At 63.6% G+C, this 26,630-nt stretch carries 19 protein-coding genes; 14 read left to right on the forward strand and 5 right to left on the reverse strand.

Annotated elements, in window-relative coordinates; genetic code table 11:
• Positions 1-103: 103 nt before the first annotated feature.
• From QQL24_RS29140 to QQL24_RS29160, 5 genes are all read left to right on the forward strand, one after another.
• On the forward strand, positions 104-526 hold the full coding sequence (locus QQL24_RS29140) for a hypothetical protein (protein WP_284315815.1): 423 nt from the start codon (positions 104-106) through the stop codon (positions 524-526).
• A gap of 86 nt (positions 527-612) precedes the next feature.
• A complete protein-coding gene (ccmI, locus tag QQL24_RS29145; RefSeq protein WP_284315816.1) occupies positions 613-1,737 on the forward strand; it encodes a c-type cytochrome biogenesis protein CcmI in 1,125 nt (374 codons plus the stop codon).
• The gene (gene ccmE / locus QQL24_RS29150) at positions 1,734-2,189 is read left to right on the forward strand and encodes a cytochrome c maturation protein CcmE (protein ID WP_284315817.1); all 456 of its coding nucleotides are present in this window, start codon (positions 1,734-1,736) and stop codon (positions 2,187-2,189) included. The genes ccmI and ccmE overlap by 4 nt, the downstream gene beginning before the upstream one ends.
• On the forward strand, positions 2,186-4,171 hold the full coding sequence (locus QQL24_RS29155; RefSeq protein WP_284315818.1) for a heme lyase CcmF/NrfE family subunit: 1,986 nt from the start codon (positions 2,186-2,188) through the stop codon (positions 4,169-4,171). The genes ccmE and QQL24_RS29155 overlap by 4 nt, the downstream gene beginning before the upstream one ends.
• Positions 4,172-4,173: 2 nt before the next feature.
• Complete coding sequence (locus QQL24_RS29160; protein ID WP_284315819.1) at positions 4,174-4,632, forward strand: cytochrome c-type biogenesis protein; 459 nt, start codon at positions 4,174-4,176, stop codon at positions 4,630-4,632.
• Positions 4,633-4,665: 33 nt separating this feature from the next.
• Here the strand turns inward: QQL24_RS29160 and QQL24_RS29165 are convergent, their stop codons facing one another.
• Complete coding sequence (locus tag QQL24_RS29165) at positions 4,666-5,181, reverse strand: Dps family protein (RefSeq protein ID WP_284315820.1); 516 nt, start codon at positions 5,179-5,181, stop codon at positions 4,666-4,668.
• 325 nt (positions 5,182-5,506) lie between these two features.
• On the opposite strand from QQL24_RS29165, the gene QQL24_RS29170 reads away from it, so the two are divergent.
• The 6 genes from QQL24_RS29170 (at position 5,507) to QQL24_RS29195 (ending at position 13,425) form a co-directional block, all read left to right on the forward strand.
• Positions 5,507-7,045, forward strand: coding sequence for a Do family serine endopeptidase (locus QQL24_RS29170; RefSeq protein WP_284315821.1), 1,539 nt, complete (start codon positions 5,507-5,509; stop codon positions 7,043-7,045).
• Positions 7,046-7,203: 158 nt separating this feature from the next.
• Positions 7,204-7,884, forward strand: coding sequence for a response regulator transcription factor (locus QQL24_RS29175; RefSeq protein ID WP_284315822.1), 681 nt, complete (start codon positions 7,204-7,206; stop codon positions 7,882-7,884).
• Between the two features lie 223 nt (positions 7,885-8,107).
• On the forward strand, positions 8,108-9,559 hold the full coding sequence (locus QQL24_RS29180; protein WP_284315823.1) for a sensor histidine kinase: 1,452 nt from the start codon (positions 8,108-8,110) through the stop codon (positions 9,557-9,559).
• A 316-nt stretch (positions 9,560-9,875) separates the two neighbouring features.
• Positions 9,876-12,773: a bifunctional [glutamine synthetase] adenylyltransferase/[glutamine synthetase]-adenylyl-L-tyrosine phosphorylase gene (locus QQL24_RS29185; protein ID WP_284315824.1), complete on the forward strand. Its 2,898-nt coding sequence runs from the start codon at positions 9,876-9,878 to the stop codon at positions 12,771-12,773.
• Positions 12,774-12,863: 90 nt separating this feature from the next.
• Positions 12,864-13,169 carry an ATP-dependent Clp protease adapter ClpS gene (gene clpS, locus QQL24_RS29190; RefSeq protein WP_284315825.1) on the forward strand — a complete coding sequence of 102 codons (306 nt, stop codon included), beginning with the start codon at positions 12,864-12,866 and terminating at the stop codon, positions 13,167-13,169.
• A gap of 70 nt (positions 13,170-13,239) precedes the next feature.
• Entirely contained in the window at positions 13,240-13,425 is a 186-nt protein-coding gene (locus QQL24_RS29195) for a hypothetical protein (RefSeq protein ID WP_284315826.1), read from the forward strand.
• Between the two features lie 35 nt (positions 13,426-13,460).
• Here the strand turns inward: QQL24_RS29195 and QQL24_RS29200 are convergent, their stop codons facing one another.
• Positions 13,461-15,767 carry a PAS domain-containing sensor histidine kinase gene (locus tag QQL24_RS29200; RefSeq protein ID WP_284315827.1) on the reverse strand — a complete coding sequence of 769 codons (2,307 nt, stop codon included), beginning with the start codon at positions 15,765-15,767 and terminating at the stop codon, positions 13,461-13,463.
• 356 nt (positions 15,768-16,123) lie between these two features.
• Positions 16,124-18,745 (reverse strand): aminopeptidase N, encoded by a 2,622-nt coding sequence (pepN, locus tag QQL24_RS29205; protein ID WP_284315828.1) that lies wholly within the window; start codon positions 18,743-18,745, stop codon positions 16,124-16,126.
• A 215-nt stretch (positions 18,746-18,960) separates the two neighbouring features.
• Between pepN and QQL24_RS29210 the strand changes: the two genes are divergently transcribed.
• The 3 genes from QQL24_RS29210 (at position 18,961) to QQL24_RS29220 (ending at position 22,403) form a co-directional block, all read left to right on the forward strand.
• Positions 18,961-20,328, forward strand: coding sequence for a glycerophosphodiester phosphodiesterase family protein (locus QQL24_RS29210; protein ID WP_284315829.1), 1,368 nt, complete (start codon positions 18,961-18,963; stop codon positions 20,326-20,328).
• Positions 20,329-21,085: 757 nt separating this feature from the next.
• On the forward strand, positions 21,086-22,072 hold the full coding sequence (locus tag QQL24_RS29215; protein WP_284315830.1) for a M4 family metallopeptidase: 987 nt from the start codon (positions 21,086-21,088) through the stop codon (positions 22,070-22,072).
• A gap of 40 nt (positions 22,073-22,112) precedes the next feature.
• Entirely contained in the window at positions 22,113-22,403 is a 291-nt protein-coding gene (locus tag QQL24_RS29220) for a protealysin inhibitor emfourin (RefSeq protein ID WP_284315831.1), read from the forward strand.
• Positions 22,404-22,447: 44 nt separating this feature from the next.
• Here the strand turns inward: QQL24_RS29220 and QQL24_RS29225 are convergent, their stop codons facing one another.
• Together QQL24_RS29225 and QQL24_RS29230 are read right to left on the reverse strand one after the other, a co-directional pair.
• Entirely contained in the window at positions 22,448-23,014 is a 567-nt protein-coding gene (locus tag QQL24_RS29225) for a TetR/AcrR family transcriptional regulator (RefSeq protein WP_284315832.1), read from the reverse strand.
• The gene (locus tag QQL24_RS29230) at positions 23,007-26,600 is read right to left on the reverse strand and encodes an acyl-[ACP]--phospholipid O-acyltransferase (protein ID WP_284315833.1); all 3,594 of its coding nucleotides are present in this window, start codon (positions 26,598-26,600) and stop codon (positions 23,007-23,009) included. The genes QQL24_RS29225 and QQL24_RS29230 overlap by 8 nt, the downstream gene beginning before the upstream one ends.
• Between the last annotated feature and the right edge of the window lie 30 nt (positions 26,601-26,630).

Raw genomic sequence — 26,630 nt, forward strand, 5'->3', positions numbered from 1 at the left:
CGTCACCACGGGAACAGTTGCCTCTCACGGGGCCAGACAAGGTTGGCGCGGCGCGTATTTGCGTGTAAGGCTCGCCACAACGTCCGTATGCGGCAGGGGTCCCATGGCAAAATCAACCGTCACCTTGTTTGGTCTTGTTCTGCTGGCCGTGCCGCTGGCTGGCTGCGGCATGACGAGCGGTTCGGAACCTCAACCCCAGGTGGCCACCGTTGCGCCGCCGCCGACCAGCAACAGCCCTATTCTCGATGCACTCGATCCGGCCGATCGGGCCCAGGCCGAGCAGGCACGGGCCACCGCGCTCAACGGCAAGGCGAAGGTAAGCGTCGACTGGAGGAGCCCGAACAATCCGTTGACCCATGGTAACGTCGTGGCCGGCCCGTTGACCGACCAGAACGGCACGCAATGCCGCCAATATTCTCAGACTGTCTATCTCAATGGCGTGCCCAGCATCTCGCGCCTGACCGCCTGCCACCAGCCGGACGGCAGCTGGGCCAATGCCGCTGCCGCTCCGGCGGCCAACACCTGACGGGTGCGAATAAACACCACATCATCGGTGTTTACGCAGCATAAGTCGCCATAATCAGGCCGAAAGGCCGGCGCAAGAGACATTCTATGTTGCTTTGGATAGCCCTGGCCGCCATGACCGGCCTCGCAGCTCTGGTTCTGCTTTGGCCGCTTGCGCGGCGTGGCACCGGTTTGACGCCACAGGCTTCCGATATCGCCATCTGCAAGGACCAGCTCGCCGAGATCGACCGTGACCTCGAACGCGGCCTGATCGCCAAGGGCGAGGCCCAGGCCGCGCGCACCGAAGTGTCGCGGCGGCTGATCGAGGCGGATGCGGCGGCGCAGGCCGCAAGCCAGCAGACGACGGCTGAGACAGGCGCGGCAGGACGCCGGCGCTGGGCCTCGATCGTCATTCTCGTCGCGGTGCCGGTCATCAGCCTCGGCCTTTATGCGCAGCTCGGCTCGCCCGCCGATCCCGACCAGCCTTTGCTGGCGCGCCTCGATGGCCCCATGCAGAACGCTTCGACGGACGAACTGATTGCCCGCGCCGAAGCCAAGCTTGCGGCCAATCCCAATGACGGGGCGGGCTGGGAGCTGATGGCGCGCGTCTATGTCGGGCTACAGCGCTTCGACGATGCCAGGCAGGCCTATGCAAACGCCATCCGCCTGCTCGGCCCGACGCCCGAGCGCCTCGCCAATTACGGCGTCGCCATGGTGGCGGTGGCCAATGGCATGGTGACGGCGGATGCCAAGACGGCCTTCGAGAGCGCGTTGAAGCTCGATCCGAAGGAGTTCCGCGCCAATTACTTCCTCGGCCTTGCCAAGGTGCAGGATGGCGACAAGGACGGTGCCATCGCGATCTGGCGGGCACTGATACCGAACAATCCGGATGCGGCGGATTTCCTCAACCAGGAGATCGCCCGTGTGAGCGGGAAGCCCCCGGCCCCCGCTGTGCAGACGCCCGGCCCCTCTCCAGACGATGTCGCCAGCGCCCAGGCGCTGACGCCCGAGGAGCGCGGCAAAATGATCCAGGGCATGGTCTCGCGCTTGTCCGAGCGGCTAAGATCGCAGGGCGGCTCGGCGGAGGAATGGATGCAACTGGTGAAGGCCTATACGGTGCTCAAACAGGTGGATGAAGCGCGCCTGGCGCTCGCCGATGCCCGCAAGGCCATGGCCTCCTCGCCGGATGCCTTGAAACAGCTCGACGATCTCTCGAAGGCATTGGGACTATGACGCGCAAGGGCAGACGGCTGGCCATGATCGGAGCGGCGGGCGTGGTGCTGGCGAGCGCCGTCGGCCTGGTGCTCTACAGTCTCGGCGGCACCATGTCCTATTTCGCAGCACCCAGCGATATCGTCGGCAAGGCGTTCCAGCCCGGCCAGCGCTGGCGCCTGGGCGGCCTCGTCGAGCAGGGCTCGCTGACGCATGACGGCGCCTCCGAGATCGCCTTCAAGGTCACCGACACCAACAAGTCGATCAAGGTCATCTATTCGGGTATCGTGCCGGACCTGTTCCGCGAGGGGCAGGGCGTGGTGGCCGAGGGCGTGGTCGATGCGTCGGGCGTGTTCCAGGCCGATACGCTGCTCGCCAAGCATGACGAGAAATACATGCCCAAGGAAGTGGCCGATGCCTTGAAGGCACAAGGCCATTGGCAAGAGGGCAGCGACTACGGGAAGAAGCCATGATCGTCGAGGCCGGCCACTATGCCCTCATCCTGGCGCTGACTTTGGCGGCCATCCAGTCGGTGCTGCCGATCTGGGGCGCCCGCACCGGCGACCTCGGCCTGATGAAGACAGGCACCTCGGCCGCCCTGTTCCAGCTCTTCTTCATCACCGTCTCCTTTGTGGCGCTGGTGAATGCCCATGTCGCCTCGGACTTCTCGCTGCAGAACGTGTTCGAGAACTCCCATTCCGACAAGCCGATGCTCTACAAGGTCACCGGCGTATGGGGGAACCATGAGGGCTCGATGCTGCTCTGGGTCTTCATCCTCGCCTTTTTCGGGGCGCTGGTGGCGGCCTTCGGGCGGAACCTGCCGCCGAGCATGAAGGCGACCGTGCTCTCCGTGCAGGCCTGGATCAGCGTTGCGTTCCTCCTCTTCATCCTGTTCACCTCCAACCCCTTTTCCCGACTCGATCCGGCGCCGATGCAGGGGCAGGACCTCAATCCGGTGCTGCAGGATATCGGCCTCGCCATCCATCCGCCGCTCCTCTATCTCGGCTATGTCGGCTTTTCGATCGCCTTCGCCTTCGCCGCGGCGGCCCTGATCGAGGGCCGCATCGACGCGGCCTGGGCGCGCTGGGCCCGGCCGTGGATCTTGATCGCCTGGATCTTCCTGACGCTAGGCATCGCCATGGGCTCCTACTGGGCCTACTACGAGCTCGGCTGGGGCGGCTGGTGGTTCTGGGATCCGGTGGAGAACGCCTCGCTGATGCCCTGGCTCGCCGGCACCGCGCTGCTGCATTCGGCCCTGGTGATGGAAAAGCGCAATGCACTGAAGGTGTGGACGATCCTGCTCGCCATCCTCACCTTCTCGCTGTCGCTGCTCGGCACCTTCCTGGTGCGCTCGGGCGTGCTCACCTCCGTGCATGCTTTCGCCACCGATCCCAGGCGCGGCGTCTTCATCCTCGCCATTCTCGTGCTCTTCATCGGCGGCGGCCTCTCGCTGTTTGCCTGGCGCGCCTCGGCCTTGAAGCAGGGCGGCATCTTCGCGCCGATCTCGCGCGAAGGCGCCCTGATCCTCAACAATCTCCTGCTCACGGTGAGCTGCTCGGCCGTGTTCTTCGGCACGCTCTACCCACTGGCCTTGGAGGCTCTTACCGGCGGCAAGATTTCGGTCGGCCCGCCCTTCTTCGATCTCACCTTCGGCCCGCTGATGCTGGCCGTACTGGTGGTGATGCCGTTCGGCCCCTTCCTCGCCTGGAAGCGCGGCGATGTGCAGGGCGCGATGCAGCGCCTCGGCGTCGCCTTCGGCCTCGCCATCCTGGCGGCGCTGGTGACGCTGTGGGTCAAGCAGGGCGGCCCGGTGATGGCCCCCATCGGTGCCGGCCTTGCCGCCTTCATCATGATCGGTTCGCTGGTCGAGGTGGCCGAGCGCGTCAGGCTTTTCCGCGAGCCTGGGGCCTCGAGCTTGCGCCGTGCCATCGGCCTGCCGCGTTCGGCCTTCGGCACCGCATTTGCCCATTTCGGTGTCGGCGTCACCCTGCTCGGCGTCGTCGCCGCCTCGGCCTGGCAGTCCGAAAAGATCGTGGCGATGAAGCCCGGCGACACCACATCATTCGGCCGCTACGAGGCCAAATATGTCGGCTCGGTGCCGCGGCAGGGCTCCAACTTCACGGCGACGGTCTCGAAATTCGATATCTATCGCGGCGGGGTTGAGGTGGCCGAGATGGAAGCCTCCAAGCGCTTCTACCCGGCGCGCCAAACGCCTGCGACCGAGACCGGCATCAAGACCTTCCTGTTCGACCAAGTCTATATCGGCCTCGGCGACACCCAGCCCGACGGCACCATCGCCGCTCGCCTCTATGACAAGCCGCTGGTAACGCTGATCTGGCTCGGCTGCGTGGTCATGGCCTTCGGCGGCCTGCTCTCGCTCTCCGACCGGCGCCTGCGCGTCGGCGCCCCCAAGCCGGCACGGCGCGCGGCGGCCGGGCTGCAGCCGGCGGAATGACGATGCTGCGCCGCCTGCTCATCGCCTTCCTTTTCAGCCTTGCCATGCTGCCGGCCCTGGCCGTGCAGCCCGACGAAATGCTGCCGGATCCGGCGCTGGAGGCGCGGGCGCGGGCCTTGTCGGGGGAATTGCGCTGCATGGTCTGCCAGAACGAGTCGATCGATGATTCCGATGCGCCGCTCGCCAAGGACCTGCGCATCCTGGTGCGCGAGCGTCTCAAGGCTGGCGACAGCGACAAGGCGGTCAAGGACTTCCTGGTGGAGCGCTATGGCGACTTCATCCTGCTGAAGCCGCCGCTGGAATTGCGCACCATCGCCCTGTGGTCGGCGCCCTTCGTGCTGCTGGTGCTGGGCGCGGCGGGGATCTACGCCTTCTCCCGCCGGCAACGCCCGGCCGCGGCGGAGGCCCTCAGCTCCGCCGAACAGGCCAAGATCGACGAGATCCTGAAGCGGGAGGGATAGGGGCGCCGATCGTACCGGTACCTCCCTAAAAGTTCAGCCCCTCTTGCGGCCGGTTTCGAACAGGAACCAGCTGCGGCGTTCGGCCTCGTCGATCCAGTTCTCGATCAGGCTGGCGGTGGCCACGTCATGGTGTTCGTCGGCCAGCTCGTGCGTCTCGCGCAGGAAGCCGGTCAGGCGCTTGTTGTCGTCATGAAGCTCGGCCAGCATGTCGTCGGGCGTGACGAAATCGGCGTCGTTGTCCGAGAGCCGCTGCAGCCGCGCGATATGGCCGATAGAGCGCAGGGTGGTGCCGCCGATCTTGCGCACACGCTCGGCGATGTCATCCGTCATGGCGAAGATCTGTTCCGCCTGCTCGTCGAGCAGAAGGTGGTAATCGCGGAAATGCGGCCCGGACATATGCCAGTGGAAGTTTTTCGTCTTCAGATAGAGAGTGAAGACATCGGCCAGCAGCGTGGTCAGCGCTGGGGACAAATCCTTGGTGGCGTTCGAAGACAGATCGCTCGGAACGCGCAGATCCGACGTCTTCAACTCTTTCTTGTCTTTTGACATGGCATCACCCTTTTCATGCAGCCGCGGCGCAAGCCCCGCGAGGCGGCGGAGTTTCGGGTGGTTTTGCTACGCCTGTCAATCATGAAGCCAGGTTCTTTTGTGCAACTGTAGATTGTACTATAAGTATTATTCAATTATTCGAGATTGCTTAGGTTTCTTAGTTTTCATCAAATGAGGCGTCGTCTTACCAAAGAGTAATCTCATGGAAAAAACGCCGTAATGTTGGAGAAGGCATTGTCACCTCCAACAGCGCGGCCTCGTGCGCTGAGTCACAGTCCGACGGTCCTCGAAAGTGAGGCGCCGCGCTACTATGGAGCCCATCACCATGAATTTCCACGACAACGATACTGTGCAGAAGACTGGCATCCTCGCTCGCCGCCGCACGCGTCTTCTGGCCGCAGTCTTCGGCCTCGGCGTCGCCGGTGCGGTTGCCGGCAACTTCGTCCTCATTCCCTCCGTGACCCCTGCTTACGCCCAGTCACAGAGCCAGTCCGCTGTCCCGGCCCAGCCCTTCGGCTTCGCCGACGTCGTGCAGAAGGTGCGCCCGGCCGTGGTCTCGATCAAGGTCAAGACCGAGACGACCACCGACGCCTCCGATGATGGCGACGACAACAACAACGGCGCCCCCAGCAATCCGTTCGAGTTCTTCTTCAACGGTCCTGGTGGCGGCGGCATGCAGCACGGCCGGCCCCAGAAGCAGTTCGGCATGGCGCTCGGCTCAGGCTTCTTCATCTCCTATGACGGCTATGTCGTGACCAACAACCATGTCGTCGATCATGCCCAGGAAGTCGATGTCGTCACCGATGGCGGCAAGACCTATACGGCCAAGGTGATCGGCGTCGATCCCAAGACCGATCTTGCCTTGCTGAAGATCGCCGACAAGGACGCCAAGTTCCCCTTCGTCCAGCTCGAGCTGCAGAATGAGCCGCGCGTCGGCGATTGGGTGCTGGCCGTCGGCAACCCCTATGGCCTTGGCGGCACGGTGACGGCGGGTATCGTCTCGGCCCGCGGCCGCGACCTCAACAACTCGACCTATAACGACTTCCTGCAGATCGATGCGCCGGTGAACCGCGGTAATTCGGGCGGCCCGACCTTCGACCTCTCCGGCAAGGTGATCGGCGTGAACACCGCGATCTATTCGCCCTCGGGCGGCTCGATCGGCATCGGCTTCGCCATTCCCGCCGATACCGTGCAGCGTGTGGTGCAGCAGCTCAAGTCCGACGGGCAGGTGACGCGCGGCTATATCGGCGTGCAGATCCAGCCGGTGACGCAGGATATCGCCGACTCCATCGGCCTGAAGAAGGCTTCGGGCGCCCTGATCGCCGATGTCACCAAGAACAGCCCCGCCGCCAAGGCCGGTCTGCAGTCGGGTGACGCGGTCACTGCCGTCAACGGCAAGGACGTTGCCGACAGCCGCGAGCTCGCCCGCGCCATTGCCGACATCAAGCCGGGCGATACCGCCGACCTCACGGTCTGGCGCGATGGCAAGGAGCAGAACGTCAAGGTCGAGACCTCCAAGCTGCCGGGCGACAAGCAGCTCGCCGAAGCCAATTCGTCCCAGGACGATGACAGTGGCAAGAGTGCGCTCGCGGGTCTCGGCGTCGAGCTCGCCCCAGCCGCGAGTGTGGCTGGCGCCGGCAAGTCCGGCGTGGTGGTCACCGATGTCGATCCGAACAGCGCCGCTGCCGACGCCCTGCGTCCTGGTGATGTGATCCTCGACGTGGCCGGCAAGCCGGTAAGCAATGTGCGCGATGTGCGGGAGGCTCTCTCCAGCGCCCGTGCCGACTCCAAGCGTACCGTTCTGCTGCGGGTGAAGAATGGCGATGGCACGCACTTCGTTGCCATGCCAGTCGGCAAGGCCTGATCCAGGCTGAACGGTGGAGTCCCCTTTCCCGTAAGGGGAGGGGGACTCATTCCTGTTGGACGCCATTTGGCGGACCTACCCTTTGAGGTGACCTTGAAATGTGGCAAAGCTCGGTTGATACCTCTGCATCGCGAAACGTGACTGAGTCTGAATCCAAAATGCGCATTCTGATCGTCGAGGATGACCGCGACGCTGCTGCTTATCTCGTCAAGGCTTTTGCGGAAGCCGGGCATGTCGCCGATCACGCTGCCGACGGGTTGAGCGGGTATGCATTGGCCAAGGACGGTCCCTATGACGTCCTGATCGTTGATCGCATGCTGCCCAAGCTCGACGGCCTGTCGATGATCTCGCGCCTGCGCCTGGAAGGCACGCAGACACCCTCCCTTATCCTCTCGGCGCTCGGCGAAGTCGACGACAGGGTGAAAGGTCTTCGCGCGGGCGGCGACGACTATCTGCCCAAGCCCTATGCCTTTTCCGAGCTGCTCGCCCGGGTGGAAGTGCTCTCCCGCCGCCATCCCGGCAAAGGCGAGGAGACGGTCTACCGCGTCGGTGACCTCGAGCTCGACCGTCTCTCGCATGTCGTCAAGCGTGCCGGCGAGGAGATCGACCTGCAGCCGCGCGAGTTCCGCCTGCTCGAATATCTGATGAAGAATGCCGGCCAGGTCGTCACCCGCACCATGCTGCTCGAGCATGTCTGGGACTACCATTTCGACCCCGGCACCAATGTCATCGACGTGCATGTCTCGCGCCTGCGCTCCAAGCTCGACAAGGGTTTCGAGAAGCCGCTGCTGCACACCATTCGCGGCGCCGGCTACATGATCCGCGACAGCGCGAAATAAGCGTCAACGTCTGCGCGGGAGAGCGAACGGCGGGACAATCGCGCGGGCCACTCCGCCGATCGTAGCATCGAGAAGCACCAGAAGAGCGATCTTCACACGAATCATGCGTCGACATTCTCCTTGTCATGATTGAAGCAGGGTTTGGCGGGTGGCTGCCGGCGCGGTTCACGCTACACTATCCGGCTGAAGGGCTGGGACAGCTTTGGTTCGGGACGCGTAACAGGTGACAGGGCTCGGCAAACTCATCCGCACCACGGCCTTCAAGCTGATGGCCGCCTATCTGCTGGTGTTCACCCTGTTCGCCGCTTCGCTGCTCGGCTATTTCTTCTGGAACGCCCAACGCCTGCTCGGCTCGCAGATCAACACCTCGATCAACAGCGAGATCAACAGCCTGAGCGATGAGTATGAGCAGGGCGGCATCGTTCGCCTCGCCTCGACCATCGAGGCTCGTACCCGCCGACCCGGCTCGCTGCTCTATCTCGTCACCACGCCGGACAGCGAGGCGCTCGCCGGCAATGTCACCGAATTGCCGGATGGCGTGCTCGATAAGCCCGGCTGGAGCAACATTCCCTACACGCGCGATGACGGCAACGCCACCACCCGCCGCACGGCGCTGGTGCGCGTCTTCGACCTGCAGGGCGGCTACAAGCTGCTGGTGGGCATCGACCTCGAGGATCAGAGCCGCGTGCGCGCCATCATGTTCAACGCGGCCCTGTGGTCGGCCGGGCTGATCGTGCTGCTGGGCGTTGCCGGCGGCTGGTTCGTGGCGCGGCGCGTGCTGCACCGGCTTGACGACATCAACGCTACCAGCCGCTCGATCATGGCCGGCGATCTCACCCGCCGCCTGAAGGTGTCAGGCACGGATGACGAGATCGACCGTCTCGCCTCCACCACCAACACCATGCTCGACCGCATCCAGGAGCTGATGGTGGGGCTGAAGGAAGTGTCCGACAACATCGCCCATGATCTGAAGACACCGCTCACCCGCCTGCGCAACCACGCCGAGGAGGCCTTGCGCACCGCCGGCGACGAGGACGCCTATCGCGCCGCGCTCGATCGCACCATCGAGGAATCCGACAAGCTGATCGGCACCTTCAACGCCCTCCTGATGATCGCCCGGGCCGAGGGCGGCCGTATCGAAGGCACAATGAACGAATTCGATGTGGCGGAGGCGGCCTACGCGGTGGCCGAACTCTATGAGCCGTTGGCCGAAGAGCACGGGGCGAAGATCATCGTCGATGCCGCCCCGCCCTTGCCGCTGCGCGGCAATCGCGAACTGATCAGCCAGGCTCTCGCCAATCTGATCGACAATGCGCTCAAGCATGGCCCCAGGGAGGAGGGCGCTGCCGCGGGCGACGTCACCATCGTCGCCCGCAAAGGTGAGGGGCGGATGATCATCAGCGTAGCCGACCGTGGCGAGGGGATTGCCCCGACCGACCGGCAGCGCGTGCTGGAGCGCTTCGTACGCCTCGAATCGAGCCGGACCCGGCCGGGATCGGGCCTCGGCCTCGCGCTCGTCTCGGCCATGGTTAAGCTCCACGGCGGCACGATCCGCCTCGAAGACAATGAGCCGGGGCTGCGCGTCGTGCTCGACCTGCCCGATGGCCTGGAGAAAGTGGCGGAGGTGCAACCCAAGCTCGCCTTGCGGCGTCCAGCGCTGCGGCTGAACGGGTGATGCCGGTCAGCACCTCTTCGGACAGGGCTCCGAATTCGGGTTTACAGGGGTAGAGGAACCATCATTCCGGGCGACCAGAGGGAGACCCGGAATCCAAGAACATTGTCCTTTGAGGTTTGTGTTCATGGATTCCGGCGTTCCCACTCACAAGCAAAGCTTGTGAGGATAGCTACAGCCGGAATGACGAGCTGACCCGCCTCCGCCCCTGTTAACCTGAATTCGGGGTTCGCTCTTCGTGGACCCGCATTTGCACCGGCGCGATTCCTGCTCCAAAGCTATCGCCAACAAAAGACGCAACGGGAGGCGAGGCGACCCCATGATCCCCATCGAAGACGAGCGCCGCGCCAAATCCCGCCTTGCCGATCTCGCCGCCCGTCTCGATGCCGCCGCCCAGCCTGCCCTCGCCAAAGCGCTGGAAGGTGAGCCCGGGCATGACGTGCTGGCCGGCATCGCCACCGGCTCGCCCTTTCTGTGGGGCCTCGGCCTCGCCGATCCCCAGCGGCTGGAGCGCATTCTCGCCGGCAAGCCCGAAGCGGTGCTGGCAGAGGCGATGGCACGTGCCGAGGCCCGGTGCCGGGAGGCCGCCGACGCGGGCGAGGTGATGCGCGCCCTGCGTCTTCTGAAGCAGGAGGCAGCGCTGCTGATCGGCATCTCCGATCTCAACTGCACCTGGCGGCTGGCCGATGTCACCGGGGCGCTCACCCGGGTGGCCGACGAAAGCGTACGGCTTGCGCTCTGTTATCTCCTGCGCGAGGCGGCCAATACCGGCCGCTTTAATCCGCCCGTTTCAGCGCATCCGGATCGCGGCTGCGGCTTCGTGGCGCTCGCCATGGGCAAGCAGGGCGCCTTCGAGCTCAACTACTCCTCCGACATCGACCTCATCGTGCTCTACGATCCCGACGCGGCGCCTTTGCGCGAGGGGCTGGAGCCGGCACCCTTCTTCGTGCGCCTCACGCAGGGCCTGGTGAAGCTCCTGTCCGAGCGTACGGCGGATGGCTATGTCTTCCGGGTCGACCTGCGCCTGCGTCCCGATCCCGGCGCCACCGCCGTGGCGATCTCGCTGCCGGCCGCCTATTCCTATTATGAGAGCGTGGGCCAGAACTGGGAGCGCGCCGCGATGATCAAGGCGCGCGCCTGTGCCGGCGACATCGGGCTCGGCGAGCGCTTCCTGGCCGGCCTCACGCCCTTCATCTGGCGCCGGCATCTCGATTACGCCGCCATCGCCGATGTCCACGCCATGAAACGCCAGATCCATGCCCATAAGGGCCATGAGGTCATTGCCGTCGCCGGGCACAACCTCAAGCTCGGGCGTGGCGGCATCCGCGAGATCGAGTTCTTCGTGCAGACCCAGCAATTGATCGCCGGCGGCCGCAATGCCGATTTGCGGGGCCGCGGCACAGTGGAGATGCTGGCCGCCCTGCAGGGGGCGAACTGGATTACCGCGGAGGCGCGCGACGAACTGACCCAGGCCTATGACTTCCTGCGCGGCCTGGAACACCGCCTGCAGATGATGGCGGACGAGCAGACCCACAGCCTGCCCGAGAGCAAGACGGCGCTGAAGGAATTTGCCCGTTTCGCCGGCTATGTCGATGTCGCCGCCCTGTCGAAGGCCCTGATCGGGCAACTCGAAACCGTGCAGCGCCACTACGCCAGGCTCTTCGAGGCCTCGGCACCGCTGGCCAGCGACATCGGCAGCCTGGTCTTCACCGGCAAGCAGGACGATCCGGAGACCCTGAACACACTGGAGCGCCTCGGCTTTGCCTCGCCCGCGCAGGTGACCGAGATGATCCGCAGCTGGCATTTCGGCCGCTATCCGGCCATGCGCTCGGCCAAGGCGCGCGAGGATCTCACCGAACTCACGCCGGCCCTGCTGCAGGCCCTGGCGCGCGAGGGTCGGCCCGACAAGGCGCTGATCGTCTTCGACGGCCTGTTGTCGCGCATGCCGTCCGGCTACCAGCTCTTCTCGATCCTGCGCAACAATACCAGGCTCCTCGACGTGATTGCGCGCATCCTCGGCGTGGCGCCTCGCCTCGCGGAGGTGCTGGTGCGCCGCCCACACGCTCTCGACGGCCTGCTCGACCATGGGGCCGAGGCTGGCCATTCCAAGGACTGGCTGCGCAAGCGCCTGGCCTCGGCTCTCGCAACCGGCGAGAATTACGAGGACAAGCTGGATCTGGCCCGCATCTTCGCCCGCGAGCGCATCTTCGTGCTCGGCGCGCGGCTGCTGTCGGGAGAGCTCGATCCGCTCGCCGCCGGGGCGCAAATCTCCAGCCTCGCGGAGGCGATCGTGCAGGATTTGCTGGCGCTCGTCTGCGCCGAGCTGAAGCAGGCGCACGGCATGCCGCCGGGCGCCTGCATCGGCATTCTCGGCATGGGCAAGCTCGGCGGGCGAGAGATGACGGCTTCATCCGACCTCGACCTCATCGTGCTCTATGACCACGATCCCGACGCCTATGAGACGGATGGACCCCGCCCGATCGCGCCCTCCGTCTGGTTCGCGCGCCTGACGCAGCGCCTCATCGCCGCGCTCTCGGCGCCTACTGCGCAGGGCACGCTGTTCTCGGTCGACATGCGCCTGCGCCCCTCCGGACAGAAGGGCCCCGTTGCCATCCAGGTCGACGGCTTTCGCGACTACCAGCACAAGGAAGCCTGGACCTGGGAGCACATGGCGATGACGCGAGCTCGCCCGATCGCTGGCGACGCCGCGCTCGGCGAGGTAATCAGGGGAACCATCGCCGAGATCCTGACCATCCGGCGCGATCCCGCCAAGATCCGCAAGGACGTCATCGAGATGCGCACGCTCCTCGAAAAGGAGAAGGGCGGGCGCGGGACCTGGGATCTCAAGAATACGGCGGGTGGCCTTGTCGACATCGAGTTCATCGCCCAGACCCTGCAGTTGCTGCACGCCGCCGATCATCCCCAGATGCTGGACACCAACACCGGCCGGGCGCTCGACAAGGCCCTGGAGGCGGGGGTGCTGGCGAAGACCGCGCATGTGCGGCTGTCGGAGGCTTGGCGGCTCTATACCGCACTCTCCCAGGTCATCCGCTTCTGCGTCGGCGGCAATCTCGACCCGGAAAAGACTTCCGAGGCCGGCAAGGCACTGCTCTGCCGCGTGGCCGAATGCAGCGATTTCGACGAACTGAATTCGCTGGTCGCGATCACGCAGACAAAGATCCGTGAGATCTTCCGACAAGTGATCGGCGGCAAGTGATCGGCGAAAAGTAGACGCGGCCGGATAGTCGTGGGAAAATAGGGGAAACCATATTCAGGCAATGAGCCGCCATTGGGAGACCTCTTGCCAATGAGTGACACCGCTCTTCGTCCTCGCGTCAAAACCCGCACCAAGACCCAGCGCCCGCGCCTTCACAAGGTGATCCTGGTGAATGACGACTACACGCCGCGCGAATTCGTGGTGACCGTGCTGAAGGCGGAGTTCCGCATGAACGAGTCGCAGGCCTATCGCGTGATGATCACGGCGCACCAGAAGGGCGTGTGCGTGGTCGCGGTCTTCGCCAAGGATATCGCGGAGAGCAAGGCCACCCGGGCCACCGAAATGGCACGCAGCCAGGGATACCCCTTGCTGTTCACCACGGAACCAGAAGAATGATCGCCGGTTGTCGCAGGAGCCGGACAGGCGCTTTCGTCGAGGAGGCGTCCAGCATGACAGGAGAGTACCGATGGTCGAGTCGCGCACCACGCAGTCTTATGACCGGGAAATTGCGATCATCCGCGAGAATATCCGGCAGTTGATGGAACAGGCGGCGGCATCTTCGGGGGCCGCGAACGAGGACCTGATCGCCGACCGCATCGCCGACCAGGAGGCGCGGCTGACGGTGCTGCTGAAACAGCAGGCGGCGGAGTAGCTCCGGGTGCACGGGCATCTTGCCCGTTTCACGGATCAGTGCAGCACGGCCGCCCTCGCCAGGCGCTTGAGGCTCGCCTGCATCACGGCGGGAGCCGGCAGCTTGCGCGGCTCTTCCAGGCCCAGCAACCCCGGCAGCACAACCATCACCACGGTGCCGATATCGACGGCCGAGCGGATACGAATCGAGCCGCCGTGCAATTCGGCCAGGGACTTGGCGATGGAAAGGCCGAGGCCTGAACCCTTGTGAGCCTTGGTGAACTGCGTCTGTACCTGCTCGAACGGCCGTCCGAGCTTGCTGATCGCTTCCGGTGGGATGCCGATGCCACTGTCCTCGACATAGATCACGACCTTGCCATCGCGCTGGCGGATGCGCAGGCCGACCTTGCCGCCTTCCGGCGTGAACTTGATGGCGTTCGAGATGAGGTTGCGCATGATCAGCCTGAGGGCGCGGCGATCGGCATTGAGGCTGACGCCATTCTGCCAGGAGGGATGCAGGCTGAGCTTCTTGGCATCGGCCTCCGGCTTGATCGAGCGCAAGAGATCGCTCATCAGCCGATCGACGGCGAAATGCTCGCGATGGAGATCGACCTCGCCAGCCTCGATCTTCGACATTTCCAAGATGTCGTCGACGAAGTCGAGCAGATAGCGCCCGCTCTCATGGATGTCGCGGCAATAGCCGACATAGCGCGGATGGCTGAGCGCTCCGAAGGTGCCGCTTTCCATCAGTTCCGAGAAGCCGATGATGGCGTTGAGCGGCGTGCGCAGCTCATGGCTCATATTGGCGAGGAATTCGGACTTGGCGCGATTGGCGGACTCGGCCTTGATCTTCTCGGCGGCGTATTTCTCGGCGAGCTCGGCCAGTTCCTGGGTCTGGCGCTCCAGCACCTGGCGCGAGCGCTTGAGGTCGGCGATCATGCCGATCAGGCTGCGCTCGCTGTCCATCAGCTTGGTGTGCTGGTCCTTGAGCGAGGTGATGTCGGTGCCGACGGAGACATAACCGCCATCCTTGGTGCGGCGCTCGTTGATGGTGAGCCAGCGCCCATCCTGTAATTGCGCCTCGAAGGTGCGGGCGCCGCGCTCGATCAGCGTGTTGGTGGGCATGTTGGTGCGCACCACGGGCTGGGATCCCGCTTCGACGATGGCGCTGTAATGCGTGCCGGAACGCACCAGCGCGTCGGGCAGATTATGCAGAGCCTGGAATTTCGAATTGCACATCACCAGGCGATTATTGGGATCCCATAGCACGAAGGCCTCGGAGATCGTCTCGATGGCATCGCGCAGGCGCAGATCCGCCCTCTTGGTCTGCTCGGCGAATTTGCGCTCCTCGGTCTCGTCGACCACGATGCCGATCAGGCGCTTGCCGGAGGAGCCGTCGCCCTTGGGGCCGAAGACGAGCTCGCCGCGCACCCGCACGAAGATCCATTCGCCATTGGCGCAGCGCATGCGGAAGCGCCGGTCGATCAGCAGCGGGGGATTCTTGGAGCGAAGCTCGCTTGCGAGCGATTGCAGGCCGGTGTCCTCGGTGTGGATCAGGCGCTCGATGTCGCTGTGCACGAGAAGGTCGTCCTGCGGCTCGTAGCCGAGGAGGTGGAACATGGAGTCTGACCAGAACACCCGTCCCGCTTCGAGATCCCAGTCCCACAGTCCCGAGCGGCCGCGGCTGAGGGCCGTTTCGAGGCGCGTGCGCACGGCATTGTAAATGTCGTCGGCGCGTCGGGCCCGCGAAGCCTGCCAGTAATAGGCAAAGCCAAGGATCAGCAGCACGCCGCCTGTCGTGGTGGTGAACAGCAGCAGCAGGCCGCTCAGCATGTACCAGCGATCGAGGACATCGCTGACGGGCCGGGCGGCGATGATGCGGAAGCCCTCGCTGGTGCCGATCGAGGCCAGCATGGCGGTGCCGCCGACATCGACTGTGAGGCGGCCGGTGCCGCGGTTGCCGACCGCCTGGATCAGGCCGGCGACGTCATTGCTCTGGTTGAGCGGCTTGCCCTGCGGCGTGACGATGGCGAGTTGGACATGGTCGGGCGCCGAAATGGCGGCGCTGGCCGGCCCCTGGCCGGTTTGCGCCACGATGGCGCTGAGCTTGGCGCCGGCGGCAGAGATGATCAGGTCGAGATTGCGGCTGGCCTCGTGCAGCGTATGCTTGCGGGCATCGCGAGCCTGCAGGAAGGCGGCGAAGGCCATGGCGCCCAGGAAAGCGACGATCAGAACGGGAACCGCCTTGCGCAGGAGGGGCTCGACGCCGATCAAACGCTTGTAGGTCGGGCAGATCAGTGTCCTTGCCAGGCCCCGGATGCCCGGCACACGCAAAGACGCATGTGTCGCGTTTGCACGCGCCATTGCACAGCCCTTCCAGCTTTTCCTGAATTTCCGAGAGGGCAGGTGTTCAACACCGGCCCGAATCGATATTGGCTATAAGAATCAATGTGCAGGTGATTTGTCTAGAGTCGGCATGAACTCTTTTTTAATTATTTGTGTGCGCTTACGGCCAAAAAATGGATGATTCCAGCCCGTTTTCTGGCGTAAACATGTCTGTTTCTCTACATCTATGATGTTTGCGGGTGCGCATCACAACATATAGTGTCGAGAGGCCACTAATGGCCGCTGCCACCCAAAGGTGTTTCCCTAAAGGCAGAATAACTTTCGATTGCAACAGGCCTGCTCATTATAGTGCGACCGAAGTTACCCTTCGAAACTCAGGCGAGCGATCTCTGCACGATGTCAGCAACATCGCGCGACAGGCCGGGGCGCGCCGCAATGTCGCGTAGAGTGGCAGCCGCGAGAGCCCGCCGGCCGGCCTCCAGCGACCGCCACATCTTGAAGGCGACCAGGAGGCGCGCGGCCAATTGCGGGTTCTTCGGGTCGATGCTGAGGATGATATCGGCGATGAAGCTGTAGCCCTCGCCATTGGGACGGTTGAACTGCGTCTGGTTGTTGGCGGAGAAGGCGCCGATCAGGGCGCGGACGCGGTTGGGATTGTGCAGGGAGAAGGCGGAGTCCCGCATCAGGTCCTTCACGCGAGCCAGGGTGGTTTCGTGCGGCAGCATGGCCTGCACGCTCATCCATTTGTCGACCACCAGAGGATCGCTGCCATAGCGCTCGCGGAAGCCCTGCAGCGCCTGTTCGCCCGCAGCCGTGCCCGAGAGCGCCAGCGTATTGAGCGCCGCCATTTCGTCGGTCATGTTGTTGGCGTTATCGAATTGTGCCTGGGCCACGGCAAGGGCCGCCTTGCTGCCATTGGCGCAGGCGAGTTCGAGCGCGACATTGCGCAGCGAGCGCCGGCCCGCATCCCGCGCCTGCGGCGAATAGGGGCCATCGATGCTCATCATCTCGATGGTGCGCAGCAACTCCGCTCCCAGATGGCTGCCGAGCGTGGACCGCAGCTTCGTGCGTGCGCCATATATCGCCTGCGGGTCGACGTCGCTGCCGATCTCGCGGGCGATGTCGGCCTCGCTCGGCAAGGCCAGCGACAGGGCTGCGAAGGCAGGGTCGTCGCCGCCCCGGGCGAGGATGCCGCTGATCGCCTCGACGAAACGCGGGTCGATCGGCGTCGCAGAGTCTTTCACGAGGCGCAGCAACAGCTTGAGCGCGTAGCTTTGCGCGGCCTGCCAGCGGTTGAAGGGGTCGCTGTCGGCACGCAGCAAAGTGAGGAGGGCCTCCTCGTCGAGATCGACGGCAAGCTTCACCGGTGCGGAAAAGCCGCGCAGCAGGGACGGCACGGGCTTCTCGCCGACGTCGCTGAAGAGGAAGCTCTGCTGGGGCTCGGTCAGCGCCACCAAGCCGTCGAAGTGCTCGCCGTCCAGCCTGATCGGCAGGTCCCCCTTGACGCCGACGAGGCCGAGGCGGATGGGAAAGAGCATCGGCTGCTTTTGAGGCTGGCCCGGCGTCGCCGGCAGGATCTGGCTGAGGGTAAGCGCATAAGTCCCGCCGGACTCGTCCCACACGCCCTCGGCCCTGATCTCCGGGGTGCCGGACTGGCGGTACCAGAGCATGAACTGGGAAAGGTCCCGTCCGCTGGCATCGGCGAAGCAGGCGATGAAATCTTCGATGGTAACGGCTTCGCCGTCATGGCGCTCGAAATAGAGGTCCATGCCCTTGCCGAAGGCCTCGTCGCCGATCAGCGTCTTCAGCATGCGCACGACCTCGGCGCCCTTCTCATAGACCGTGGCCGTGTAGAAATTGTTGATCTCGTTGTAGATTTCCGGCCGCACGGGATGGGCGAGCGGGCCGCCATCCTCGGAGAATTGCTGGCTGCGCAGTGTTTTCACATCGTTGATGCGCTTCACCGGGCGCGAACGCTGGTCGGAGGAGAATTCCTGGTCTCTGAAGACGGTGAGGCCCTCCTTCAGGCAGAGCTGGAACCAGTCGCGGCAGGTGATGCGGTTGCCCGTCCAGTTGTGGAAATATTCATGGGCGATGATCGCCTCGATATTGGCATAGTCCAGGTCGGTGGCTGTTTCAGGCAGGGCGAGCACATATTTGTCGTTGAAGACGTTCAGGCCCTTGTTCTCCATGGCGCCCATGTTGAAGTCGGACACCGCCACGATCATGAAGATGTCGAGATCATATTCGCGGCCAAAGACTTGCTCGTCCCAGCGCATGGAACGCTTGAGCGCGTCCATGGCATAGGTGCAGCGGCTCTCCTTGCCATGCTCGACATAGATTTCGAGCCTGACATGCCGGCCCGAGGCCGTGACGAAACTGTCGCGCACGACGGCAAGATCGCCCGCCACCATGGCGAAGAGATAGGAGGGTTTCGGGAAGGGATCGTGCCAAACGGCAAAATGCCGGCCGTGGTTGAGCACGCCGTCCTCGATCTTGTTGCCGTTGGCAAGCAGCGCCGGCGCCTCCTGGAAAGAGGCCTCGATGCGCGTGGTGTAGACCGACAGCACATCCGGCCGGTCGAGAAAATAGGTGATGCGGCGAAAGCCCTCGGCCTCGCATTGCGTGCAATAGGCCGAGTTGGAGCGGTAGAGCCCCATCAGCTGCGTGTTGGCGGATGGGTCGAGCCGGGTCTCGATCGTCAGCGTGAAGCTGCCTTCCGGGACGTGATGGAGCGTAAAGGACTGGGGCAGGGCGATGCAATCCCTCGTCTGTAGCGGCACGCCGTCGAGCCAGGCTTCCACGAAGAGGAGACTGTCGCCATCGAGCTTCAGCGGGCCGCGCTCCTCGCTCGCCGGATTGCGTCGGATCGCGAGCGTCGCCACGATACGCGTCTGCGTCCGGTCGAGGCCGATGTCGAGATGCACGGTATCGATGAGAAAGGCGGGAACGCGGTAGTCGACGAGGCGAACGGGTTCCAGCGCAGTATCCGACATAGGGGTGTCATTCCGGTGGAGCCGGCGCGGATTCGCACCTAGCGAGGTGCTTCATCATGCCGGAGGGAAGGCGGAACCCGCAACCCTCTCGGGCACAGGCCGTCATCCATACGTCAAAGATCCGCCATCCCATCGTTAGAGAGCGGCGTCATGAAGGCAGTACGGGCTTTGGGGGCTTCGTGGAACGGTCTGGCTTCAGACGGTGGAGACACAGGATGACGATCGGAAGAGACGGAACACTTCGTGGATTGCTGGGCGCCACGGCGCTGGTGCTGGGCCTCGGCGGGCTCGCCTTCGCGCAGGACGCCAAGCCTTTCCTGACGCTCGACGGCAAGCCGCCGCTGGTGATCGGCCATCGCGGCCTGCCCGGCCTGATGCCAGAGGAGACGCAGGCCTCCTACGAAATGGCCGCCGCCGTCGGCACCGATGCCTTTGAGGAGGACCTCCATCTCACCAAGGATTGCGTCCTCGTCGCCCGTCACAATCCCTGGCTCAGCGACAACACCAATGTAGCCGAGGTCGCCAGCACCAATCCCGAGATCGCCGCCCGCAAGCGCACCGTGCCGGGTGTGATGGTCAAGGTGAAATGGGCGCAGACACCCACCAGCGGCCCTTCCGAATATCTCACCGACCTGACCGACCCGAACGATCCCAAATCGGTGCTGAAATCGCTGATCGTCGATGGCGAAGACCACACCAATGACTGGTCGATCAACGATTTCACCATGGCCGAGCTGAAGACGCTGATCGCCGGCACCACCTATGATGACGCTGCCGAACGTCCGAAGATCTTCAACGGCAAGTTCCCGATCCTTTCCTTCCAGGAGATCATCGATCTCGCCAAGCAGAAGTCGAAGGAGACGGGCCGCGTCATCGCGGTCTATCCCGAATCCAAGAACCCGACCTGGAATGACGAGCAGGCTATCGCCAATGGCTGCGGTGCCCCCGGCAGCCATCCGCTCGAAGATGCGATGCTCAAGATCATCGAGAAGAACGGCCTCAACTCGAAGGATGCGCCGATCTTCGTGCAGAGCTTCGAGCCCGGCAGCCTGAAATACATGCATGACCATGGCCTGAAGACCAAGATCGTGCAACTGATCGATGGTTATGGCGTCGACTTCAGGACTGGCATGACCCTCTACAACGAGATCACCGACAGCCGTCCCTTCGACTGGACGGTGGCCGGCGATCCGCACTGGTTCGATGCCATGCTGACTCCTGAGGGTCTCGCCGAGATCAAGACCTATGCCGACGGAATTGGCCCCTGGAAGCCGCAGATCGTGCCGCTGAAGATCACGCCCTGGCAGGAAAAGAATGCCGACGGCACGCCCTTCACCGGCTCGACCGCGAGCGCAAGCATCCAGCCGGCGACCAGTCTGGTGGCCGACGCCCACAAGGCCGGCCTGTTCGTGCATGTCTTCACCTTCCGGAACGAGGGCAAATATCTGGCTGGCAGCTACAACAAGGATCCGATCCAGGAGTTCCTGACCTTCTACCGCCTGGGTGTCGACGGCGTGTTCACGGACTTCAGCAACACCGGCTACATCGCGCGCCTGGCTTATCTGCGCGAACTGGGGCGGTGAGAGAGAGTAGCGAAGGGGAGCGGGAAATTCGCTCCCCTTTCGTGGCAAGAATCCGTGATCCTGCATTGCGGAGCGGTACGATTCAGCTTCGGATCACACGAATCTAAGCATTTCCAGTTCCCGCTCTCGCGCTGCCGGAACGAAGAGTCTCATCGCCTTGAAACGCAGCGCCTCCCTGGCAGGCATGAAGCCACCGTCGGAACGATTGTAGCGCTGTAGCCAATAGCGCTATTGTATCATCGCATAAGGACGAAGCGTTTCCTCCGGCAACCCATGCAGGAGAGCGCAAAGCGTGACCCAGCGATCGCGTGTCATGGCCTTCTCGGCCCTGGTTCTATTGGCGGCGCAGGTTGCCGCTCCCAGCGGACAACACCTTGGTGGCTTCCTGCATCGGCAGGGTCCACGAGAGGATATCAGGAGACGATTTTTTCCGGAGGAACACCTAAACTGCGCGGCTGCTGTAAAGCCCCAGATCGATAGCAATCGCAACGCTTGGATAGAAATCATCCGATTTATAAATCACGCGAGAGTCACGAATGATCAGGTAAATTGTATCGATTATTTGTTGAGAGTCATATGTTGATTAATTGCTTAAGTAGAAATACCTAATATATAGGTAGGTTTATTATATATAGATACAAAATTCAGTTGTGTTCTGTGCAATTTGGCGTGGTCTACCTGGACGTCAAATAAAACGGAGGGGAGAGATACAATGTGCCATATGTGTCAAATCGTGCCTCAGGATGTATTGAAGCGATTGGCCAAGGACAAGTCGCTATCTGCTAGCAACCGTAAGTCTTTTGCCGATACGGCTCGTCTCGATTCGCAACTGCGACGTCTTCGCTCCCAGGCGATGAGACTCACGCGGCTTACGACCGCGATGTCGCCCGGGCTTACCGCCATCGCAGCGGCACCGACCGTCGCGGTCTACGATTGCAAGAGCGGCCAGACTCTACCAGGCTCTCCGATCTCAAATCCTGCGAAGGCGCAGGATGGCACCGCCAAGCAAGTCTTCAACGAAACCACGTCGGTCGCAACATTCTATTCCAAGGTGTTCGGGCGAAACTCGATCGATGGCTCCGGCATGACACTGCTTTCTTCTATTCACTACGGCGTCAGTTACAACAACGCATTCTGGAATGGAGCGCAGATGACTTATGGCGATGGTGATGGCGAGATCTTCATCGACTTCTCCAAGGGAAATGATGTCATCGGCCATGAACTCACCCATGGCGTCACCCAACACAGCCTTCAGCTCGATTATGTCGACGAAGCCGGCGGGCTCAACGAGAGCCTGTCGGACTGTTTCGGCTCGATGTTCCGCCAGTGGGAAGCAAAGCAGGATGTCAACCAGGCAGACTGGCTGATCGGCAGCGATATAATCGGGCCGACGGGGGTAGACAGAGGATATACCTGCCTTCGGGACATGGCCAATCCCGACGCCCAGCACTGTCTGGCGCCACAGCCAACCCAATATTCCCAATTTGAGCCAGGCATGGATCCCCACTCCAGCAGCGGGATCCCCAACCTTGCTTTCTACACGATATGCAAGGCTGTCGGCGGCAATAGCTGGGACAAGGTTGGTCAGATTTGGTATAACGTTCTGACAGGGTCTGGCGCGAAACCCCAGATGACAATGAAGGAATTCGCGGATCGCACTCGAGCGGCGGCTGGGCAACTCTATCCCGGTGACACGGCTCTGGGAGGAAATGTCGATGCCGGATGGAAGCACGTTGGGCTCTAGATGTCCGGCGCGCGCCCGGCCCCATTGAAGGACCGGTGCCATGGGCATTCTCAAGATCGAACGTGTCGGTGGCCTGGCCGGATTCGGCCTGGCCGGTTCAAAGCTACGGAGCGAAGGACAACAGGATTTGTCCGCGCTTTCGGCTGCGGACCAGGCATCTGTCGAAAACCTGTTCAAAGGCGCGACGGACGTCCACGGCTACCGACCGGTGGCTGATGGTTTCCGCTACCGCATTACGCGCACGGTAGATGGCAAGGACCAGTCGGTCGAGGTCCCCGAGGCGGCGGTTCCCGAAGCGCTCAGGGCTTGTGTTACCGACAGATTGGATTGACCGCCTGGCGCAGCCTTCGGGCGATCATCTTTCGGCGCGGTGCTCTACCGCACCGCTGCCCAAATCGCCCTCGTCAGATCGGGCGCGCGCGCGATCAGCGGGCCCGATAGGCGACCATAGATTGTGAAGATGGCGGGCTGGGCGACGATGCCGAGCGCGAGGGCGGCCAGCAGGTCCGGGTCTTCCTTGCGGATGTCGCCATGCTCGATCGCCCGGGTGAAGATATTCTTGACGGCCTCCACGACATTGCCTTCCCGGCCTTCCGGTACATCGGCAAGATGAGCGTGCTGAGCCAGGAGCAGGAACGAGAAGAGCGACCTGTTGTCGTCAAAGAGCCTGCAAAAGAGATCGACGACCTGACCGATCTTGGTTTCGATCGGCTGCTGCGTCTCGCCCACCGCCACCACATCCGCCGCAAGCCGTGCATAGCCCTCCAGAAAGAGGCTGCGCGAGAGCGCGTCCTTGGAGGGGAAGTGGCGGTAGAGCGCGGCTTCGGCTACCCCCACCGCGGCAGCGATATCCCGCACCGAGGTACCGGCGACGCCCTTTTCGGCGAAGAGACGCAGAGCCTCGCTCTCGATCTTCGCCCGGGTCTTGGAACCGTCACGCATCGGGCTGGCCTTGCGGCACGGGGTGGCCGCCCTGGGTCTCGGGCTGCGACGGGGCGGCCTGGGCCTGCTGGGCCTGCTCCTGCGAGGCAGGCATGCCGTTCACCGGGCTGAGCTCCTGGGGGCGGGGTCTCGGCAGGTCGGGCAGCGGGGTCGGTGTCGACGTCGACGCCGGCGTCGAGACCTTGGCTTCGCCAAGGCGCTCCTTCAGCATGGTGCCGAGGCTTACATAGTCGGTCTTGCCGGTGCCCATCACGGGCATGGTGTCGATGACCATGATCTCCGAGGGCGTCATCAGATCGGCGGCATGCTTGTATTTGAGATGGGCGATGACGTCGGAACGATTGGCGTCCTTCTTGGTGGTGATCAACACCAGCCGCTCGCCCTTGCGGGGATCGGGTGCGGCGAGCACCGCCACCGGCGTGTCAGGCCACAGATCGGCGAGCAGGCTTTCCACGCCAGCCAGCGAGACCATCTCGCCGCCGATCTTGGCGAAGCGCTTGGCGCGGCCCTTGATGGTGATGAAGCCCTGGGGATCGATGTTGACGATGTCGCCGGTGTCGTGCCAGCCCTCTTCCGGAGGCTGGAGCTGGCCGGGAAGCTCGGCCTTGAGGTAGCCCTGCATCACATTGGGGCCGCGCACATGCAGGCGCCCACCTTCCTCCACGCCCGGCACCGGTTCGAGGCGGGCCTCCATGCCCGGCAGGATACGGCCCACCGTGCCGTTCTTATTGAACATCGGCGTGTTCAGCGCCAGCACGGGCGAGGTTTCGGTGACCCCATAGCCTTCCAGGATGCGCAGGCCGAACTTCTCATTGTACATGCGGCGGGTATCGACCTTCACCGGCTCGGCGCCGGCCACGACATAGCGCAGCGAACGGAAGTCATAGGGATTGGCCATCTTCGCATAGCCGGCGAGGAAAGTGTCGGTGCCGAACACCGCGGTGGCATTGGTCGAATAGATCAGCTCGGGAATGATGCGGTAATGCAACGGCGAGGGATAGAGATAGAGCTTCACGCCATTGATCAGGGGCAGGATCATGCCGCCCGTCAGGCCGAAGGAGTGGAACACCGGCAGTACGTTGAAGACAATGTCGCCAGGGCCGAAATCGATGCGGGCGCCGATCTGGGCGATGTTGGAAAGGATATTGCGGTGCGAGAGCACCACGCCCTTGGGCGTGCCTTCCGAGCCCGAGGTGAAAAGCACGGCGGCGGGGGCGTCGGGCGAGATCCGGCCATGCTGGCGGCCATGGATGAGGAAAGCCTTGAGCTTCTCCGGCGTGGTCACCGTCTTGCGCAGATCCTCGAGCCAGACGAATTTCACATGTCCTTCCAGTGCGGTGACGAGATCCTCCAGGCGGCCCTTCTCGATGAAGGTGCGCGAGGAGAGCACCGTTCTCACCTCGGCCGTCTGGCAGGCCGAGATCAGGTTGGCCTTGCCGGCCGAATAGTTCAGCATTGCCGGGATGCGGCCGATCGCCTGCAGGGCGAAGAAGGTGATCGCCACGCCATTGGCGTTGGGCAGGAGCACGCCGACATGTTCGCCGCGGCTGGTGAAGGCCTTGAACTTGCTGCCGAGCACCTCGATGGCGATGAGCATGCGCTTATAGGTGAGGGTGCCGGTGACCGGATCCTCGATGATGACGCGGCTCGGCCGGTACTTCCTCGCAGCATTGGCCAGGGCCTGGAACACCGTCTCCTCGGGCGCGCTCGTCTTGTAGATGAGGTCCGACATCACATCATAGAGGGCGGCGCCGGCGGCGAGGCGACGCCTCTTGCCGCGCAGGTCTTCGTCGATGGTGAGGCGGGTGGGCTCGGTGAAGGTCACCGTCACCTTCGGGAAGAGCTTGCGCGAGACCTTGCTCGGGTCGAGCCGGGTGAAGGGTGTGCGCTCCAGGCCGTCGATGCGCACGGGCACGATGTCGGCCTTGGACTTGTCGGCGATCAGGCCGGCGCCATCATAGACCTTCATCAGTGCGCCGGTGACGGTGAGGCGGCCTTCGGGGAAGATCACCAGCGTCTCACCCTCCTTCACCGCATTGATCAGGCCGCGTGTCGCCATCGGCTTGGTGGGATCGAGCGGGTAGGCGCGGCAGATCTTGAGGAAGGGCTTCACCCACCAGGCCTTGGCGATGGTGTGGTCGATGGCAAAGACGGGGTCCTTGTCGAGCAGGGCCAGGATCAGGCCGGCGTCGAGGAAGCTGGTATGGTTGATGGCGACGATACGATGGGGCGTCGGCGTCTGCAGGTTCTCGATGCCGTGCACTTCCAGGCGGAAGAGCACGCGATAGATCAAGAGGATGAGATCGCGCACGAAGCTCATCGGCAGCACGAAGAGGAAGATCACGCCGGCGATCACGTTGAGCACGGCCATGCCGAGCAGGGCCATCGGGGTGGACAGGCCGAGCTGGCCCTGAAGCAGAGAGAGGCCGCCGGCGCCGATCACCATGAAAAAGGCAGTGATGACATTACCGCCGGCGATGACGCGGGCGCGCTCGTCCTTCGGCGCCCAATGCTGGACGGCGGCATAAACGGGCACGATGAAAAGGCCTGCGGCCACGGCGACCAGAGCGAGGACGATGGTCATGTGCACGCCGCTGGCTGTCTTCAGGTAGTCCGCAAAGGACAGCGGTTCTGCCGCCGGGGTCGTGCTGAAGGCGATCCAGGCGACGTCGAGGCTGATCAGGCCCATCAGGATGCAGCCGATCGGGCTGAGCAGCACGATGCTGCGGCCGGCGGCGAGGCGTGCGGCGAGCACCGAACCGATGGCGATGCCGATCGAAAAGGCGGTGGTAAAGAGCGTGTTCACGGTCTCGTCGCCACCAACCACGCTATGGGCGAGTGATGGCGTCAGAGACAGCATGACGATGCCGCTCAGCCAGAACCAGGCGACGGCGATCGAGCCGACGAACAGGCGACGGTCATCGGCCAAAAGCTTCACCAGATCATAGCTGGAGCGGAAAATGTTCCAGTCGACCTTCAGGTCCGGCGCGGCCTGGCCGGTCGGCGGGATCATGCGGGCGGAGAGCCAGCAGATCAGGGCCACCACCACCATGATGCCTGCCACGACAGTGCTCGGCAGATGCGGGGCAACGAAGCCGGCGCCTATGATGCCGATGAGGATAGACAGGAAGGTGCCCGCCTCGATCAGGCCGTTGCCGGCCGGCAGCTCTTCGGGCGCCAATTGGTCCGGCAGCATGCCGTATTTCACGGGGGTGAACAGCGTGCCCATAACACCGAGGGTGAGCATGCTGATGAGCAGGATCGTGGTGGAGTGGATGGCAAAGCCGACGGCGGCGATCGCCACGATGGCGATCTCGACGAGCTTGATCGTCTGCGCCACGCGCGCCTTGTCGAAACGGTCGGCCAACTGGCCAGCGAGGCCCGACAGGAACAGGCCTGGCAAGACGATCAAGGCGCCAGCGATGGAAACGAGGCTGTCGCCTCCCGCCATCGGGGCTGTCGTGGCGATGCCGTAGACGGCGAGGATGGTCAGCGCCTGCTTGATGAAATTGTCGTTGAAGGCACTGAAGAACTGGCTCCAGAACAAGGGCCAGAAGCGGCGGGCAGACATCAGCGATGCGAACATCGGCGTGGTTCCTGGTGCTAGGAATCGCGA

The organism is Labrys miyagiensis, from assembly GCF_030160835.1.
In the GTDB taxonomy this organism is placed as follows: Bacteria; Pseudomonadota; Alphaproteobacteria; order Rhizobiales; family Labraceae; genus Labrys; species Labrys miyagiensis.

Excerpts from the sequence above, each read along its gene's own strand:
- QQL24_RS29200 (WP_284315827.1), bottom strand. The coding sequence starts at position 15,767 with ATGGCGCGTGCAAACGCGACACATGCGTCTTTGCGTGTGCCGGGCATC.
- QQL24_RS29160 (WP_284315819.1), top strand. The coding sequence starts at position 4,174 with ATGCTGCGCCGCCTGCTCATCGCCTTCCTTTTCAGCCTTGCCATGCTG.
- QQL24_RS29170 (WP_284315821.1), top strand. The coding sequence starts at position 5,507 with ATGAATTTCCACGACAACGATACTGTGCAGAAGACTGGCATCCTCGCT.
- QQL24_RS29225 (WP_284315832.1), bottom strand. The coding sequence starts at position 23,014 with ATGCGTGACGGTTCCAAGACCCGGGCGAAGATCGAGAGCGAGGCTCTG.
- ccmE (WP_284315817.1), top strand. The coding sequence starts at position 1,734 with ATGACGCGCAAGGGCAGACGGCTGGCCATGATCGGAGCGGCGGGCGTG.
- QQL24_RS29175 (WP_284315822.1), top strand. The coding sequence starts at position 7,204 with ATGCGCATTCTGATCGTCGAGGATGACCGCGACGCTGCTGCTTATCTC.
- pepN (WP_284315828.1), bottom strand. The coding sequence starts at position 18,745 with ATGTCGGATACTGCGCTGGAACCCGTTCGCCTCGTCGACTACCGCGTT.
- QQL24_RS29185 (WP_284315824.1), top strand. The coding sequence starts at position 9,876 with ATGATCCCCATCGAAGACGAGCGCCGCGCCAAATCCCGCCTTGCCGAT.
- clpS (WP_284315825.1), top strand. The coding sequence starts at position 12,864 with ATGAGTGACACCGCTCTTCGTCCTCGCGTCAAAACCCGCACCAAGACC.
- QQL24_RS29230 (WP_284315833.1), bottom strand. The coding sequence starts at position 26,600 with ATGTTCGCATCGCTGATGTCTGCCCGCCGCTTCTGGCCCTTGTTCTGG.
- QQL24_RS29220 (WP_284315831.1), top strand. The coding sequence starts at position 22,113 with ATGGGCATTCTCAAGATCGAACGTGTCGGTGGCCTGGCCGGATTCGGC.
- QQL24_RS29140 (WP_284315815.1), top strand. The coding sequence starts at position 104 with ATGGCAAAATCAACCGTCACCTTGTTTGGTCTTGTTCTGCTGGCCGTG.
- QQL24_RS29165 (WP_284315820.1), bottom strand. The coding sequence starts at position 5,181 with ATGTCAAAAGACAAGAAAGAGTTGAAGACGTCGGATCTGCGCGTTCCG.
- QQL24_RS29210 (WP_284315829.1), top strand. The coding sequence starts at position 18,961 with ATGACGATCGGAAGAGACGGAACACTTCGTGGATTGCTGGGCGCCACG.
- QQL24_RS29195 (WP_284315826.1), top strand. The coding sequence starts at position 13,240 with ATGGTCGAGTCGCGCACCACGCAGTCTTATGACCGGGAAATTGCGATC.
- QQL24_RS29155 (WP_284315818.1), top strand. The coding sequence starts at position 2,186 with ATGATCGTCGAGGCCGGCCACTATGCCCTCATCCTGGCGCTGACTTTG.
- ccmI (WP_284315816.1), top strand. The coding sequence starts at position 613 with ATGTTGCTTTGGATAGCCCTGGCCGCCATGACCGGCCTCGCAGCTCTG.